This is a genomic window from Corynebacterium sp. NML180780, assembly GCF_007786415.1.
Taxonomy (GTDB): Bacteria; Actinomycetota; Actinomycetes; order Mycobacteriales; family Mycobacteriaceae; genus Corynebacterium; species Corynebacterium gottingense.
On sequence record NZ_VNKN01000001.1, the window covers coordinates 220,686 to 235,145 of the forward strand.

General features: G+C 64.9%; 13 protein-coding genes and 3 tRNA genes. All 16 read right to left on the reverse strand.

Going from position 1 to position 14,460, the window contains the following annotated elements; translation table 11 throughout:
- Positions 1-127 precede the first annotated feature (127 nt).
- Positions 128-964, reverse strand: coding sequence for a hypothetical protein (locus FPP74_RS01110; RefSeq protein WP_144716844.1), 837 nt, complete (start codon positions 962-964; stop codon positions 128-130).
- Between the two features lie 219 nt (positions 965-1,183).
- Positions 1,184-1,573 carry a 50S ribosomal protein L7/L12 gene (gene rplL / locus FPP74_RS01115; protein ID WP_095275082.1) on the reverse strand — a complete coding sequence of 130 codons (390 nt, stop codon included), beginning with the start codon at positions 1,571-1,573 and terminating at the stop codon, positions 1,184-1,186.
- A 64-nt stretch (positions 1,574-1,637) separates the two neighbouring features.
- Entirely contained in the window at positions 1,638-2,159 is a 522-nt protein-coding gene (gene rplJ, locus FPP74_RS01120) for a 50S ribosomal protein L10 (protein WP_144716846.1), read from the reverse strand.
- Positions 2,160-2,444: 285 nt separating this feature from the next.
- Positions 2,445-4,943, reverse strand: a complete 2,499-nt coding sequence (locus FPP74_RS01125; protein WP_144716848.1) for a choice-of-anchor M domain-containing protein — start codon at positions 4,941-4,943, stop codon at positions 2,445-2,447.
- On the reverse strand, positions 4,944-5,822 hold the full coding sequence (locus tag FPP74_RS01130) for an anchored repeat-type ABC transporter permease subunit (RefSeq protein ID WP_095275085.1): 879 nt from the start codon (positions 5,820-5,822) through the stop codon (positions 4,944-4,946).
- Positions 5,815-6,621 carry an anchored repeat-type ABC transporter ATP-binding subunit gene (locus FPP74_RS01135; RefSeq protein WP_144716850.1) on the reverse strand — a complete coding sequence of 269 codons (807 nt, stop codon included), beginning with the start codon at positions 6,619-6,621 and terminating at the stop codon, positions 5,815-5,817. Before FPP74_RS01135 ends, FPP74_RS01130 begins: the two co-directional genes overlap by 8 nt.
- The gene (locus FPP74_RS01140) at positions 6,621-7,538 is read right to left on the reverse strand and encodes a choice-of-anchor M domain-containing protein (protein WP_144716852.1); all 918 of its coding nucleotides are present in this window, start codon (positions 7,536-7,538) and stop codon (positions 6,621-6,623) included. The genes FPP74_RS01135 and FPP74_RS01140 overlap by 1 nt, the downstream gene beginning before the upstream one ends.
- A 15-nt stretch (positions 7,539-7,553) precedes the next feature.
- The gene (locus FPP74_RS01145; RefSeq protein ID WP_255456026.1) at positions 7,554-9,098 is read right to left on the reverse strand and encodes an anchored repeat ABC transporter, substrate-binding protein; all 1,545 of its coding nucleotides are present in this window, start codon (positions 9,096-9,098) and stop codon (positions 7,554-7,556) included.
- Complete coding sequence (locus FPP74_RS01150; RefSeq protein ID WP_144716854.1) at positions 9,095-10,741, reverse strand: TIGR03773 family transporter-associated surface protein; 1,647 nt, start codon at positions 10,739-10,741, stop codon at positions 9,095-9,097. Before FPP74_RS01150 ends, FPP74_RS01145 begins: the two co-directional genes overlap by 4 nt.
- 117 nt (positions 10,742-10,858) lie before the next feature.
- Complete coding sequence (rplA, locus tag FPP74_RS01155) at positions 10,859-11,569, reverse strand: 50S ribosomal protein L1 (RefSeq protein ID WP_095537575.1); 711 nt, start codon at positions 11,567-11,569, stop codon at positions 10,859-10,861.
- 79 nt (positions 11,570-11,648) lie between these two features.
- Positions 11,649-12,077, reverse strand: a complete 429-nt coding sequence (gene rplK, locus FPP74_RS01160) for a 50S ribosomal protein L11 (protein ID WP_095275090.1) — start codon at positions 12,075-12,077, stop codon at positions 11,649-11,651.
- A gap of 190 nt (positions 12,078-12,267) precedes the next feature.
- Positions 12,268-13,236, reverse strand: a complete 969-nt coding sequence (nusG, locus tag FPP74_RS01165) for a transcription termination/antitermination protein NusG (protein WP_144716856.1) — start codon at positions 13,234-13,236, stop codon at positions 12,268-12,270.
- A gap of 136 nt (positions 13,237-13,372) precedes the next feature.
- On the reverse strand, positions 13,373-13,693 hold the full coding sequence (secE, locus tag FPP74_RS01170; RefSeq protein WP_095275092.1) for a preprotein translocase subunit SecE: 321 nt from the start codon (positions 13,691-13,693) through the stop codon (positions 13,373-13,375).
- Positions 13,694-13,717: 24 nt separating this feature from the next.
- Positions 13,718-13,793: transfer RNA gene (locus FPP74_RS01175), tRNA-Trp, on the reverse strand.
- A gap of 72 nt (positions 13,794-13,865) precedes the next feature.
- A tRNA-Met gene (locus FPP74_RS01180) sits at positions 13,866-13,937 on the reverse strand.
- Between the two features lie 26 nt (positions 13,938-13,963).
- Positions 13,964-14,036, reverse strand: a tRNA-Thr gene (locus tag FPP74_RS01185).
- Positions 14,037-14,460: the final 424 nt, after the last annotated feature.

Below are 14,460 nucleotides of genomic sequence, written 5' to 3' on the forward strand. Positions count from 1 at the left end.
ACCCCCTGCACGATCGTCTAGATAGGCTTCTAGAGGATCAGGCAGGGGGTTTGTCATGCAGCGCAAACGTCGGCGATCACGCTTCAAGCGCCTCCGCTGCACTGCTTTTGCGCTGCATCACTATTCTTTACCGGCGTTTGAGGTCATCGATGGAGGCCTGCAGCCACATATCACTCATCATTTGCGCATGATGGTGTCGTTCGAGCTGCTCGGTAAGCTGATTCTGCGCGCGACGGGCTTCGGCCAACTGCCTGTTGTGCTTTTCATCCTGCTCGTACAGATTAGCTGCCTGGCTAAAATTCTGGGCCCTGCCTGCTGCAACGTACTCCCCTATTCTGCGAAGTACCGCGGAGGAAAAGTAGACATCAGGAAATCCAAGGCTGTTATAGCGCTGACGCAGTTCTCCCAGCTGTTGGGCGTACTGTTGCATCTGCGCTTCAGTCGCCCGATTCTTCGCGCGGCGTGAAGCATTCTCTCTTCCAAAAAGCGCGCGGTTCAATGTGTTGAGATTTTTGTTGTAGAGGTACAACGTGCCGAAGATGAGGCCGAAAATGAGGATCCCGCCAATAACTATGAAGAACAGCATTTCTAACACTGATTCGGGAAAATAGAATGGAGGATCCCCAGGCCGAGTGCTGTAGTTGTCGACGATTTCTCGCGCTTCCTCTTCGGAGATGTCATTGAGCGTTGCAACGAAACTGGCTTCAGACTCGGCGTATTCTTCCCACTCTGCCATGGTGCGCTTATAGGTCCGCAGCCTTGCCCAACTTTTGTACGCGTGGACGGCCCACAACAACAGTGACACAATAAATGCCCATTTCAGCACGTCAAATGTGATTTGAGGCAGGCTCCTGGGCCGCCTCAACTGGGATTTCAAGGCAGCCCACCGAGAAAGGTACTGCTCATGTTCTTGCGCTATATTGCTTGCTTCGCGGACCTGCATTGCAAGTTGTCGATTAATCATTGCCTCACTCCCTAGTCTCAAGTCAGCCTCCGCGACGCGGCTGCCACTCGCTAGGCACAATACAAGGCAAAGTGTTGCTGCACTGGTTTAAAGCTAATCGCCCCTGTTGCGAATACTTACGTGAAAGAACCCAGCCCCTCTCTCCCACCAAACACGCGAAACCCCCGCTCCCCGGTGTGAATACCGGTGGCGGGGGTGACGTCGAGAAGCGAAAGGCTCTTACTTGAGGGTGACCTTTGCGCCAGCCTCCTCGAGCTTGGCCTTTGCAGCCTCAGCGTCGTCCTTGTTTGCGCCCTCGAGGATGGCCTTCGGAGCACCCTCGACCATTTCCTTAGCGTCCTTCAGGCCCAGGCCGGAGACGATCTCGCGGACAGCCTTAATGACACCGATCTTCTTGGCGCCCGCGTCCTCGAGCACGACGTCGAACTCGTCCTTCTCTTCCTCAGCAGCAGCGTCGCCAGCAGCGCCCGGAGCGGCAGCAACAGCAGCAACCGGTGCAGCAGCGGTGACGTCGAAGACCTCCTCGAATTCCTTCAGGAACTCGGAAAGCTCGATGAGGGTCATTTCCTTGAACTGCTCAATGAGCTCGTCCTTGGACAGCTTAGCCATAATGGCATCCTTTCTGTTTGTGGGCGCTTTGGCCCGAATGTTTGGTGTGTGTAGTTAGTTCGCGTTATGCAGCGTCGTCCTGCTTGTCCTGCAGTGCAGCGACAAGGCGGGCCGTCTTGGACGCCGGAGCCTGGAACAGGCCGGCGGCCTTTGCCAAGGAGCCCTCGAAGGCACCAGCGAGCTTTGCAAGAGTGGTCTCGCGGTTGTCCATCTCGGCGATGGCATCAACCTGAGCAGCATCGATGGCATTGCCATCCATGTAGCCGCCCTTGATCACGAATGCGTCGTGATCCTTGTTGAACTTCTTCATGACCTTCGCAGCGTCGACAGCCTCGCCCTTGATAAAGGCGATAGCGGTCGGGCCGACAAGAAGATCGTCGAGACCCTCGATGCCCTGCTCGTTAGCAGCGATCTTGATGAGGGTGTTCTTGGCGACGTGGTATTCGACGTCGAAGCCGAGCTCACCGCGCAGTTCCTGCAGCTGACCAACGGTCAGGCCACGGTACTCAGTCAGCACGATCGAGCTAGCCGCCTCGAACTTCTCCTTCAGAACCTTGAGCTCCTGCTCGTTCTTCGGGTTAGCCATGTACACACGCCTCCTTCCAATTCTTCATGTCCTTCAATCCGCCCGGAGCATTTCGCTTCTCGACGCTCACACGTCCCAAAGAAAAATGCCCCGTGCAGAAGCACGAGGCACCCTGAAAGGCAAGCCACGTTTCTCCTGCGTGGGCCGATCCCTGGAGTGGGATTCCTTCGACTCTGCGGTGGCAGAGTGACCGACGGTCTTCGGTGAAACTTGAGCACGGGTTTTCACCCGTTCAAACTTCGCGTCGTACGTTAGTCGGTCCCCTGCCAAAACACCAAATCGCGCCTACACTCCCGACGATTCCGCCGCGTCCGCGCTGGAGCTCCCCGGTTTCGGGGCGTGCCGCAGCATCTTCGCCGCCGCCGTGAAGAGCACGATGCCGCCGAGCAGAGCCATCAGGCCCACGCCGAGAATGAGTCCTCCCCAGAAGCCGCTGGCGGTCGTGCCCTGCGAGGTCGCGACCTGCGCCTGCGCTGCATCCTCGCCGCTATCACCATCGCTGTCGCTTCCGCGCTTCGGCTTCGTGCCGTCGAAGGAGGACACGATCCCACCGGAACCGCTGCCGGTGGTCTTTTCGCCGGAGCCGTGGTCAGGCTTCGCGGGCGTCGTTGTTTGCTTCTTCGGTGTTGTCTGCTTCGTCGGTTTCTGCTTCTTCGGCGCCGACTTGCCCTGGGCACTGCTCGTCTTCGCCGGTGTGTGCGTCCGGGCACCTCCCCGGCTACCCGGGGCACTGCCCGGTCTCTCCGAGCCGCTGCCGCCGGCGGAGGCGCTGACCCGCTGCTTGTTTGCCGGGGCGGCCGCGCCACTTCCCCGCCTGCTGGGAGCACTCTGAGCCGGTGCCGGCGGCTTCGGCGACGTCAGCTGTGGTGCCGGCGGCTTCAGCGACGTCGTCGCGACGGCATCCTTACCCCCACCACGCAGGTGCGCGAAGAACGGCCCTGCTTTCTCCCCGAAGGCGCCAAACTCCTTGTCCACGGAGCGGATCCCCTTGGCCAGGGCCCCCACCCACGTGTCCGAGCTGCCGGCACCAGAATCGGCGCCGGGCTCGTCGCTGGTATTGGCACAGTCGGTGTCGTCAAGCGATGCGTACCCGCTCGACGCGTACTCCTTCGCCTGCGCCACTGCGGAGTCGCCCACGGCAAACGCCGCGGTCAGCTCCTTCGAGAACGCCTCGCCCGAGCTGGCGGTGCCCTCGAAGCGGAACGTCGCGGAGTAGAGGCCGTCCTTGGTAAAGCCGAACGCCTGGTGGTCGTGGTCGTTGACCCCGTACTCCAGCGCGGTCGCAGCGTCACCGGAATCGAGCTCCAGTGTCGTGCCACCGAGCGACTCGTGCCAGGAGAAGATCCGCCCGGGGCCTTCCACATCCTTCATGGTCACCTTCACGTTGCTGCCTGGTGCCAAGCTGTCCTGCGTCAGCCGCGTCGTGGAAAACCCGAGCCACGGCAGGCCCTTCACCTGCGCCTGTGGCAGCACCCACATGGATTCGGGTTCGCCGGGGAAGCTTGCGCGGAAGTTCGCCGGGATCTTCGTTCTCGCCGCGTCGGGCACCTCGAACAGGAACGTGCCGGAGTCGCGCGGGGTCGGCGAGCGCGGATCGCTGTCATCGATGAGCTTCGCCTCAATGCCGCCGTCATCCACCAGTCCCATATCCATGTGGCCAGCGCTGATCAGCGCCTCCGGCTTGGTGCGCAGTGCGCGCGCCGCCTCGCAGCGCCCCTCGTCCGGTCGCGTCGCGCTGGGCTGCTCGCTTGTCGACGCCACCGCACCCCCGCCCGGCGCGGAGCCATCATCAGGTTCTCTGCTGGGTTCTTGACTGGGTTCGCCTTCCTCCGGAAGCAGCTGCACCGTGGTCAGCGGCGCGCTCTCGCCGGTGCCACCGGTGCCAGCATCCGCGCCAGCACCGCCGTCCTCAACGCCCTGCCCCGGGTCGCCGCCAACATAGTTGGTCACTTTGCGCAGTTCGGTGGTGGTGCCGTCGGCCAGGCCCACATCGCCGTCATCGCCGACGAGCCAGTATTGGGTGATGGGCTTGGTGTGCTGCGGCGTGCCGTCGATAAGCGAGGCCCTGCCCTGCCACGTCAAGGCGTAGATGCCGGGCTTGGAAAAGGCCCAGTTGAAGTGGCCGTGCGCGCCGACTTCGTAGTCGACCGTGCGGGCCTGCGGGTCAGCACTATTGAAGACGATTTCCGCGGGCGAGATGGCATTTTTGAAGAAGATGTGCACGTCGCCGGGGCCCTCGATGTCTGTGAGGTCGAAGTGCATGAGGTCGTCCTCGAAGTTGCTGGGAATGGCGGACGGGTCGCCCTCGTGGGCGGGATCGAAGGCGCCGAGACCCGACCAGATGGGGCGCCAGTTGTCGGCCCAGTCCACGGACTGCGGTGCGAGCCACACGGTATCGCCGGGCTGACCAAGGAAGTCGAGCGAGCCGTCGTCCGGGATCTGGATGCGGGAGACCTCGTTGCCGTCCGGATCGGCGTCGCGCGGCAGGCGGAAGCAGACATCGTCCTGGTTTACGACCTGCTGCCCGTCCACTGCCATGACGGTGAGGTCCCCGCCGACGCGGGTGCCGTAGAGCGCGTCGTTGTGGGAGTGATAGAGCAGCTTGCGGCCTGCGCAGGGGTGCGTCTTGCCGTCGCGGCCTGCCCACGGGGTATCGGCCGGCAGGTCGACGCCAAAGCCGGCATCGCCGGGCACGTGGCCAGTGTCGGTCAGCTCGGCGGCGGCAGCCACCGGAAAGCTGGCAACAACGAGCGCCGTCGCGGCGACGAGTCTGAGCAGTCGCATCTAGACGGTCTCCTTCCGCGGCGTCCGGCCCGGCGCGCGCAGCACCCCGCGGCGCGGCGCGAACAGCCAGCTCAACCCGAAGATCGCGGTCACACACAGAACGATCGTGGCGCCCGTGGGCGAGTCGAAGGACCAGGCCAGCCACACGCCGAGGACGCTGCCGACGATGCCGATCAGCGCGGCCAGCACCATCATCGTCTCCAGGTTGTCCGTGAACAGGCGCGCGGCGGACGCGGGCGTGACCAGCAGCGCAATGACCAGAATGTTGCCAATGGTCTGCACCGAAATCACCACGGCAGCGGTCACGCACAGGTAGAGCACCAGGTCGAGCGCGGCCACGGGCAGATTCATCGCACGCGCGGTCTCGCGATCCAGCGCCACCGCGGTGAGCCACGGCCGCAGCGCCGCAACCAGCGCAATGATCACCGCGCCGGTCACGCCGCTCACCCACAGGTCGCGCACGCTTACGCCAGTCAGGGAGCCAAAAAGAAATGCGCTTAACGACGCCGTGTAGCCCTCGACCCGCGAAATAATCACCAACCCAAACGCGAACGCCGCGGCGAACACGATGCCGATGATCGCGTCCTCCTTGATCGTCCTGCGCTGCGACAGCACGGCGATCACGACGGCGACGACCGCCCCGGCCACAGCCCCGCCGAGCAGCACCGAGGCGTGGAGCGCGAACGCGATGGCCACCCCCGGAAAGACCGCGTGGGCGACGGCGTCGCCGATGAACGCCATCCCGCGCAGTACCACGAAGCAGCCCACCACGGCGCACAGCACCGAGGCCAGCACCGCCGCCACGAGCGCGCGGGGCAAGAACGCGAGCTGCGGGTTGGCCACGTCAGCGAGGAACTGCAGGAAACCGATCTCAAGCATGCGTGGCCTCCTCGGCGCGGTGTGGTTGGGCTCGTTGCACGTGGGTCTGCAGGGCGGCCAGCCAGGGCGATTCCGGCCCAACCCCAAACGTGTCCATCCACGGTTGGGTGTCGCACAGCTGTCCGGGGGCCGAGTCGGCCACGACCCCGCCGCGGAAGAGGATGAGGCGGTCGCAGGAATCGACGGCCTCGACGATGTTGTGCGTGGACATGACGATGGAGATGCCGTGGCCCGCCAACTCGCGGAACAGGGCGAGCAGCTGCTCGGTGGACGGGATGTCCAGGCCGGTGAACGGCTCGTCGAGGAAGAGGGCCCGGGGTTTGCGCACGAGCGCGCGGGCGACCAGAACGCGCTGGCGCTGCCCGCCCGAGAGGTCCGCGATGGGGCGCGCGGACAGCTCGGTGAGGTTGACGCTGTCCAGGGCGTCCGCGACGGCGTCGCGCTCCGCGGCGCCCGCGCGCTTGTACCAGGGCCGCAGATCCAGCGTGGCGTTGAGCACCGCGGACGCGACGTCGATGGGAAAATCCCAGGCCACGTCGTGACGCTGCGGGACATACCCCACTGCCTTGCGCACCTGCGCGCCGGTGCGCCCGGCGACGCGCACCGTGCCGCGCGCGCCAGGGATCAGGCCGAGCATGGCGCGCAGCAGCGTCGTTTTGCCCGCCCCGTTCGGCCCGAGCAGTCCGACAAACTGTCCGCCCAGAATGTCCAGGTCAACGCCGTCGAATACTGCGCGCCCCGGGTACCCGGCGCTAAGTCCCGAGACCCGAATCAGCGCATCTTGACTGCTCGCGGCCATTACGCGCGCCCCTTCCGCGAACGCACGATCAACAGGGCCACCAGCGCGACGACGAGCACGCCAATCCCCAGGGCGACGAGGAGCCCTGCGTTGCTGCCAGCAGATGAGCCCGCGGCAGCATCCGCAGCGCCGTCCGCGGCATCATTCTCGGCGCCCTTCTCAGCCCCGCGCCACGGGCCGGGGAACTCGGCCGCCTGCGCCTCGGCGGGGTCGGTATCGCTGCCTACCGCGATGCGCACGACTTCCTCGTCGGTGTGGGTGTTGCCCTCGTTGTCCTTCACCACGGCGCGAACGCCCACCAGCTGCACGCCCGGCTGGGTAAACACCCAGTTGGCGTGGGTGTGCGTATTCGGCTCCACCCACATCGGCTGCGTGCCGTCTTCGCGCGAGGACCACAGCAGCTGCGGCTCGTGGAACCCGCCCGGCTGCAGGAAGAGCGAGAAGTCGCCGTCGCCCTCGTGCCCGCCGAACTCCAGGCTCACGCCGTTTGAGGAGCGCTCCAGCAGCGACGGCGACTGCGTATTCCACCCCAGCCAGGGCACACCCTGCACCTCGGTCTGCGGGATCACCCACACGTCATCGCCCGCGCCCGCGCCGGTGAAGTCGAAGGCTCCAGTGTCGGGCAGGGTCTGTTTGGCGTCGTCGGAGACCTGAAAGACGACGTCGTTAAGCCTGCGCCACACGGGCGGGTCCTGCGAGTCGTCGCGTGCGAGGAAGGTGAGCTCGTCGCCGTCGAAGGTCGCGCCGAGGTCGACGTGGCCCGCGGAGATCACGGCCTGCTCGCCGGCGGGCGCGATCGCCTCGTCGCTGCGCACCGTCTGCTGCAGCGCGGGGTCATTGTCCATCCCCTGTGCGCCAGCAACGGGCGCGAGCGCGGTCGCCGCGGCGAGGGTGAGGGCTGCAAGTTGAAGTTTCATGTCAGGGTTCCTTTCTTATGGCGCAAGGCAAGTGCTTATCGACGCCGCGTTTTCTTCTACAAAGTGCACATACGTATCCGCGGGCCCCTCCCCCGGCGGGTCGAGGGTGTCGCCCCAGATCGGGCAAACCTGGATTCCCAGGTGCGCCGCCGTCTCCGTGAGCACGCTGCTGCTGCCTTCCAGCTGTGGTTCCAGAAAGACCGCGGGGACGTGCAGGTTTTCCAGCGTGCGGGTAAAGGCGATGACGTCGCGGGGGCTCGGCTCGATACTGGGGTTCGGCGTGACAAACCCGGCGATGCGCAGCCCGTAGGCCGCGCCCAGGTAGGAGTAGCCGTGGTGGGTGGTCACCAGGTTGCGGTTCGCCTCCGGGATGCGCTCCACCGCCTGCCGCATCGTCTGGTCCGCAGCGTCCAGCTGCGCGAGGTACGCGGTGGCATTGCGGGCGTAGTCCTCCGCGTTGGCGGGGTCGGCGGTGCTGAGCTCGTCGCGCACCACCTTGACCACGGCTTTCACCGCGGCAACGTCGTGCCAGAAGTGCGGGTCCAGCTCGCCGTGGACGTGGTTGCCCAGCACCGCCTGCGGCAGCAGGTAGGTCTCCTCCCCGGGGTTGCCCAGGAAACGGAAGGCACGCTCCGGCGGGACGGGCTGCAGCGTGGTCGTCGGCACCGCGATCACGGCGTCGGCCGGGTCGAGGTCGCCCAGGTCGTCATCACGCAGGGTGAGGCGGGTCTCGCCGTCGCGGAGCGTGGTGGTGATGTCCACGTGCCCCTGGTCCAGCACCGTTTTTCTGGGCGTCACTTGGGCCGGGTCCTGGCCGACGACCACCGTGAACGTGTCCTCGGCCTCGCCGCGGGTTGCCGCATCTTCCACGGAGTCACGGACCTCACCGCGCATGGTCAGCTCGTACACTCCTGGCTCGGAGAACGCCCAGCTGACGTGGGTGTGCGCGTCGACAGGCAGCACCGTCGAGTCGTTGGTGTCAATGCCGTCGTGGGAATCGAACACCACCTCGGGGGTGCCGAAGGTGCCGAGGATGAAGGCGTAGGCATTGCCGGGGCCGTGGGCGTCGATAAGCGAAAGCTCCGTCACCCCGGTTGGTGGCAGGGACTTGCCGGTGTCCACACGGAGGCCGAGCCACACGGTGTCCAGGCTGGCGTCCTCGACGAGCGGGATTGGCGAGAACCCGTAGCGCTGCGCCTGCTCCGCGACCGGCACGACGGGCACCGTCTCGCGGACGGTGGAGTCGATGGTGTGGGACAGCGATTGTGGCTCGAGCAGCAGACCGTTGGTAAATACGGCGTCGGCGTAGGCGATGTCGCGGGTGGCGTGCAGGCTCGGTTCGTAGGTGTGCGGGTCGACCCCGCGTCCCATCAGCGAGGTCACGGTCGCATCGTCGCCCGCGACGTTGCTCACCACGTCCGCGAGGATCGAGGTGGACGCGACGACGTTGAGGGTGCCGTCGTCGCCCTGGGTACCGCTCGCGCTGCCGCAGCCGCCCAGCGATGCGGCCAACGCGACGGCGACGCACGCGTCGGCAGCACGGGTGGTCGCGCGCCTCACTTGGTGGCCCCAAGCGCGGCGAGCAGGCGGCGTCGCAGCGCCGTGTCCAGGCAGAGCATGCCGCCGCCGAAGACGAGCACGCCAATCCCCAGCACGGCGATGGGCAGCGTCATCACGGTTGGGCCGGTCTCGGCGAGCCCGCCGCTGCGGGACCCGGACGCTGGACGCTGAGCTCCCCCGGCGGCCGCGCTTTCGCTGCCGGAATCTGCGGAGCCTGCGGGGCCTGCGGAGCCAGTGCCGGCTGCGCCCGCGCCACCGCAGTCCCCCTCCGCGTCGTATACGGAGCCGAAGTCGAAGTGGCCGTCGTCGGCGTTGCCGGAACCGCCCACCTCGAAGGTGAGCGTCGCGGCGCCGCTGAGTTCAGTGCCGTCCTTCGCAGTGGCGGTGTGGCGCACGGTCACGTGGTAGGTACCTGGGGCGCTAAAGACCCAGTTGGGGTGCACGTGCGAGTTCGCCGGAATGGTGTGGGCGCCCTGCGCGGTGCCGTGCTCGGCGCGGAACCACTCCTCGCCCACGATCTTGCCCAAGCCACCTTGGGTGAACACGAACATGTTGCCGGGCCCGTCGAAGTCGGTGACCTCCCACGTCACCTCGCCGGTGGTGTGCTCCAGCAGGGACTCGTGCTGCGTGTTCGCACCCAGCCACGGCACACCGGCCTGCTGGGTCGCGCCGATCATCCAGGCCTCTCCGGCCGGGATCGGTCCGACGTCCTCGGGCAGTGTGGTCGTTGCGGCGTCGCCCAGCCCGAAGACCATCGTGGCGGGGTCGTTCCACGTCGCAGGCACCTGTCGGTCGTCCTTCACCTGCGGGCTCAGGGCCGGCTTGCAGGACCCGCTTGCCTCGGCGGTTGCGGCCTCAGGGCCCTCGGCGGGCTCGGCAGGCTCGCCAGCGTAGGTCTCCACCCGGTGCGACGCCTCCGGCTCGTCCGTGTCAGCCAAGCCACCGAGCGCCGAAGTGTCATCACTCCGCGTCGCAGAGTCCGCCGGAGTCGGTGTTGTCTCCGCCGCGTCGCCCTCCCCCACCATCCAGGTGTAGGTCGCCTCGTTCGATTTCGCGCCGCCCGCGTGCGCCACGACCCGCATCGTGTAAGTGCCGGGCTCGGTGAACAACCAGTTTGCGTGCGCGTGCGCAGGAGTGTCCTGGTGGATGGTCGCGCCTGCGTTGAGGGCGAGGGTGGCGTCGTCAAGCACTGGCCCAACGCCGCCGAGCCCCTGCGCCTGGAAAAGGTACACCTCGCCTGGTCCGGAGACGTCAAGGAATTCGATGTCAATGTCGCTGATCCCCGCGCCGGCGAGCGCCTGCGTGTCCCAGCCCGGCCAGATGAGGTCCGACTGCTGCGTCTGCGGGAGCAGGTAGCCTGGCGCGCCAATCCCGTCGACACTCTCGGTGTCGGCGGTATAGGCCTGCTCGCCGACAACAAGGGTGACGTCTTCGGGGGCGTGCTGCACATGCGACCCCGTCACGTCCTCCTGCAGGCTCAGCGCAATCCCGTCGCCGTCGGGGCGCACCGCAAACGCGTCGATGTGCCCGGTATCCAGGCTGAGCTCCGCCGCGTGCGCGATCGGCGCGAGAAACACCAGCAACAGCGCAGAGAGTATCGACGCCACCTTGCGTCGCCCACAAGTCACTCCGAAGATTTCCACTTAATGAAGACTATTTTCATTAATCGCGCATGGCAAGTCGCCCAGGTGAGCAAACAAAAAACGCCCCGGGCCAGACTTGAAAAAGTCCGGCGCCGGGGCGCTCAGTGTGCGCGAGGCTTAAGCCTTGGTGGCGTAATCCTTCTGCACGGAGGCGTCAACCGGGACGCCCGGGCCCTGGGTCGCGGAAACCACGATCTTCTTCAGGTAGATGCCCTTGGCGGATGCCGGCTTCAGGCGCAGCACCTCGTCGAGGAGCGCGCCGTAGTTCTCGGCGAGCTGCTCAGCGGTGAAGGATGCCTTACCAATCAGCGCGTGCAGGTTCGCTGCCTTGTCCACGCGGAAGGCAATCTTGCCACCCTTGGACTCCTGGACAGCCTTTGCGACGTCCGGGGTAACCGTGCCGGTCTTCGGGTTCGGCATGAGACCACGCGGGCCGAGGACACGAGCGACGCGACCGACCTTGGCCATCTGGTCCGGCGTTGCGATGGCAACGTCGAAGTCGAGCTGGCCGTTGTTGATCTGCTCGATGAGCTCGTCGGTGCCAACGATGTCGGCGCCAGCTTCCTGTGCCTTGGTGGCGTTCTCGCCCTCAGCGAAGACTGCGACGCGGACGGTCTTACCGGTGCCGTGCGGCAGGTTGACGGTGCCGCGGACCAGCTGGTCAGCCTTGCGCGGGTCGACGGACAGGCGCATGGCGACGTCGATGGTGGCGTCGTAGTTCTTGGAGGAGGTCTCCTGCGCCAGCTTCACCGCGTCGAGCGGGTGGTACAGGGCGTCGCGGTCGACCTGTGCGAGGGTCTCGTTGTAACGCTTGGACTTCTTAGCCATGTTGCGTTCCTTTCTTCGTATGTGATGTCAGGAGTGGTGGTACGGGCCTGGCCGGCCCTCCCACCTGCGTCGAGCGGGTTTACTTCTCGACGGTGATGCCCATGGAACGGGCGGTACCAGCGATGATCGCGGCGCCAGCCTCGATGTCGCGGGCGTTGAGGTCCTTCTTCTTGGTCTCAGCGATCTCCTTGCACTGATCCCAGGTCACAGAGCCGACCTTCTGGGTGTGCGGGACGCCGGAGCCTTTCTTGATGCCCGCAGCCTTGAGCAGCAGGGACGCTGCCGGCGGGGACTTCAGGATGAAGTCGAAGGAGCGGTCCTCGTAGACGGTGATTTCCACCGGGATGATGTTGCCGCGCATGGACTCGGTGGCGGCGTTGTAGGCCTTGGTGAACTCGACGATGTTCACGCCGTGCGCACCGAGCGCCGGGCCAACCGGCGGTGCCGGGTTCGCCATGCCTGCCTCGATGTGCAGCTTGATCAGGCCAGTGACCTTCTTCTTAGCCATCGTTAAACCTCAATTCCTTGGTACAGCGCCCCGCCCACGATGTTTGGCGGCACGCTTCCGGATGCCCCGCTTTCCCGGAGCCACCGGGGAGACGAATAGAAAACGTCGCGCAGCCCTTGTGCGGGCACGCGCGACGTTTTACCTTACGGCAGGTGGGGCGCAAGAAGCAAAACGCTTCTCGACGCCACGCCTACATAATCCGCTCGATCTGGTCAGCCGTGAGCTCGACCGGAGTTTCGCGGCCGAAGATGGACACCAGCGCCTGGATCTTGCCTGTCTCCTCGTCGATCTCGGAGATCGTACCCGCAACGGACGCGAACGCGCCCGACAGGATGGTGACGGCCTCGCCCACCTTGTAGTCGTGGGTGACCTTCGGCTTCTCTTCCTCCTCCGGCATCGCGATGACGGTCTCGCCCTCCGCATTCGCGACGCTCTTGCCCTCAACCGGCTCCGCCTTCGGCATGAGGAACTTCGCCACATCGCGGTGCTTCACCGGCGTCGCGTTGCCCTCGTTGCCCACGAAGCTGGTCACGCCCGGGGTCTCGCGAACCACGGACCAGGCAGCGTCGTTCATCTCCATGCGCACCAGGACGTAGCCCGGCAGCAGCTTCCGCTTCACCAGCTTGCGCTTGTCGTCCTTCTTCTCCAGCACCTGCTCGATCGGCACGACCACGTCGTAGATGGAGTCCTCCACCTCGAGCGTCTGGATACGCATCTCCAGGTTGGTCTTCACCTTGTTCTCGTAGCCCGAGTAGGACTGGATGATGTACCACTCGCCCGGCAGCTTCTTCAGCTCGCGGACGTAAGCGCGCAGGCGGGCGCGGTACTCGCTGTCCGCTTCGGCCGCGGAATCGTCGCCAAGCGCCGCGGCGGCAGCTGCCTCGGCATCTCCCTCGGCACTCTCCGCGCCCTCGGTGGCCTCCTCGCCCTCGGTGCCTTCCGTCTCCGGGTCAGTTTCCTCGGTGACCGGGGCACCCTCGTCGACCATCTCGAGCTCTTCCTCCTGCTCGGAGGGGGCCTCCGGCTCGGCAGAGTCGGCCTGCTGCTCAGCCAGTTCCTCCTCGGGGTCGGTCTGATCGGTGACGGGCGCGCCCTCGTCGATCATTTCCAGCTCGTTTTCCTCGACCGTGTTCAGGGCGTCGTTGTTTTCCACTGCCATGGTCCGTCTCCTTTATCTCCGTAAATTCCCCGCCCTAGCGTACTCACGTTGGTGGTTCGCGCGCGGTGGGACAAAAACTTATCCCGCCCCTCGGAGTCCGAGGAAGCGGGATATTAAGTAACCGTTCGCATTATAGCTAACGAATGAAGATCCATTCAACCAGCAGGCTAGCCAGGCTGTCGGTGCCCCACACCATGACGGTCAACACGATCAGGAAGGCAAACACGATGAGTGTGTAGTTGAGCATCTCCTTGCCGGTCGGCCAGATGACCTTGCGCATTTCGGAGACAACCTCGCCCGGGAATGCTGCGGCGCCGTTCTTCTTCTCGGCGTCATCGCCATCGCGCTTCGCGGGGGTGCGCTTCTCTTCGTAGGAGTCGGTGGAGATCGGAGACGCCCCGCCCAGCTGACGCTTACCGGTTGGCCGTGCCGGGTTCTGACCGTTGGGGTTAGTCAAGAAAACTCCTCCACATTCATACTTTGGCAGGGGCGACAGGACTCGAACCTGCAACCTACGGTTTTGGAGACCGTTGCGCTACCAATTGCGCCACGCCCCTAGGTCCCTGCGTTGTAAACAATTACAGGGGCCTAACCCTACCACGAACGCCGGAGCATCCGCTTGAGGTGAGTAGCGATGGAGAGAATTGAACTCTCGACACAACGATTATGAGTCGTTTGCTCTACCACTGAGCTACACCGCCATGTGTTTGCCTTACGCAAACAACAGAGCCCCCTGACAGAATCGAACTGTCGACCTTTTCCTTACCATGGAAACGCTCTGCCGACTGAGCTAAGGGGGCACAGCCTCTTTGTTGTGAGTCTCACCTTTCGGTGTGACCCGCTCCGTTGAAGCCTTAAGAAGATTAACCCGATAGCGTTAAAGAACACAAATCGCCACTACAGGACGGGTTTTTAGGCCGTTTTTCACACGCTTATAAACGCTACCGGAGCCCTGCGCATTGGAGACGCGACCGTGCGCTCCTCCACGCGGCGGCGGTACCGTGCCTCCGGCGCTGCAGGCGCCAATGTCGCTGCCGCGGGTCGCTGTGGCGAGGGATAGTTCAGGCTGCCGCCTACTAGACGAGAACCCCGTGACGAGGATGCGACAAAATCCCCGCACCCTCGTCATCCTGATCTCGTCTCTTATACACATCTGACGTTGCCGACGCAGAGCAGAGTGCATCTCTTGTTGTATTGCAGACGTCTTAGAAAAAAGAAAATAGA

What these genes read in the sequence shown, in the direction of transcription:
- FPP74_RS01110 (WP_144716844.1), bottom strand. Translation starts at nt 964, where the DNA reads ATGATTAATCGACAACTTGCAATGCAGGTCCGCGAAGCAAGCAATATA.
- rplL (WP_095275082.1), bottom strand. Translation starts at nt 1,573, where the DNA reads ATGGCTAAGCTGTCCAAGGACGAGCTCATTGAGCAGTTCAAGGAAATG.
- rplJ (WP_144716846.1), bottom strand. Translation starts at nt 2,159, where the DNA reads ATGGCTAACCCGAAGAACGAGCAGGAGCTCAAGGTTCTGAAGGAGAAG.
- FPP74_RS01125 (WP_144716848.1), bottom strand. Translation starts at nt 4,943, where the DNA reads ATGCGACTGCTCAGACTCGTCGCCGCGACGGCGCTCGTTGTTGCCAGC.
- FPP74_RS01130 (WP_095275085.1), bottom strand. Translation starts at nt 5,822, where the DNA reads ATGCTTGAGATCGGTTTCCTGCAGTTCCTCGCTGACGTGGCCAACCCG.
- FPP74_RS01135 (WP_144716850.1), bottom strand. Translation starts at nt 6,621, where the DNA reads ATGGCCGCGAGCAGTCAAGATGCGCTGATTCGGGTCTCGGGACTTAGC.
- FPP74_RS01140 (WP_144716852.1), bottom strand. Translation starts at nt 7,538, where the DNA reads ATGAAACTTCAACTTGCAGCCCTCACCCTCGCCGCGGCGACCGCGCTC.
- rplA (WP_095537575.1), bottom strand. Translation starts at nt 11,569, where the DNA reads ATGGCTAAGAAGTCCAAGCGTTACAACGAGACCCTCGCACAGGTCGAC.
- rplK (WP_095275090.1), bottom strand. Translation starts at nt 12,077, where the DNA reads ATGGCTAAGAAGAAGGTCACTGGCCTGATCAAGCTGCACATCGAGGCA.
- nusG (WP_144716856.1), bottom strand. Translation starts at nt 13,236, where the DNA reads ATGGCAGTGGAAAACAACGACGCCCTGAACACGGTCGAGGAAAACGAG.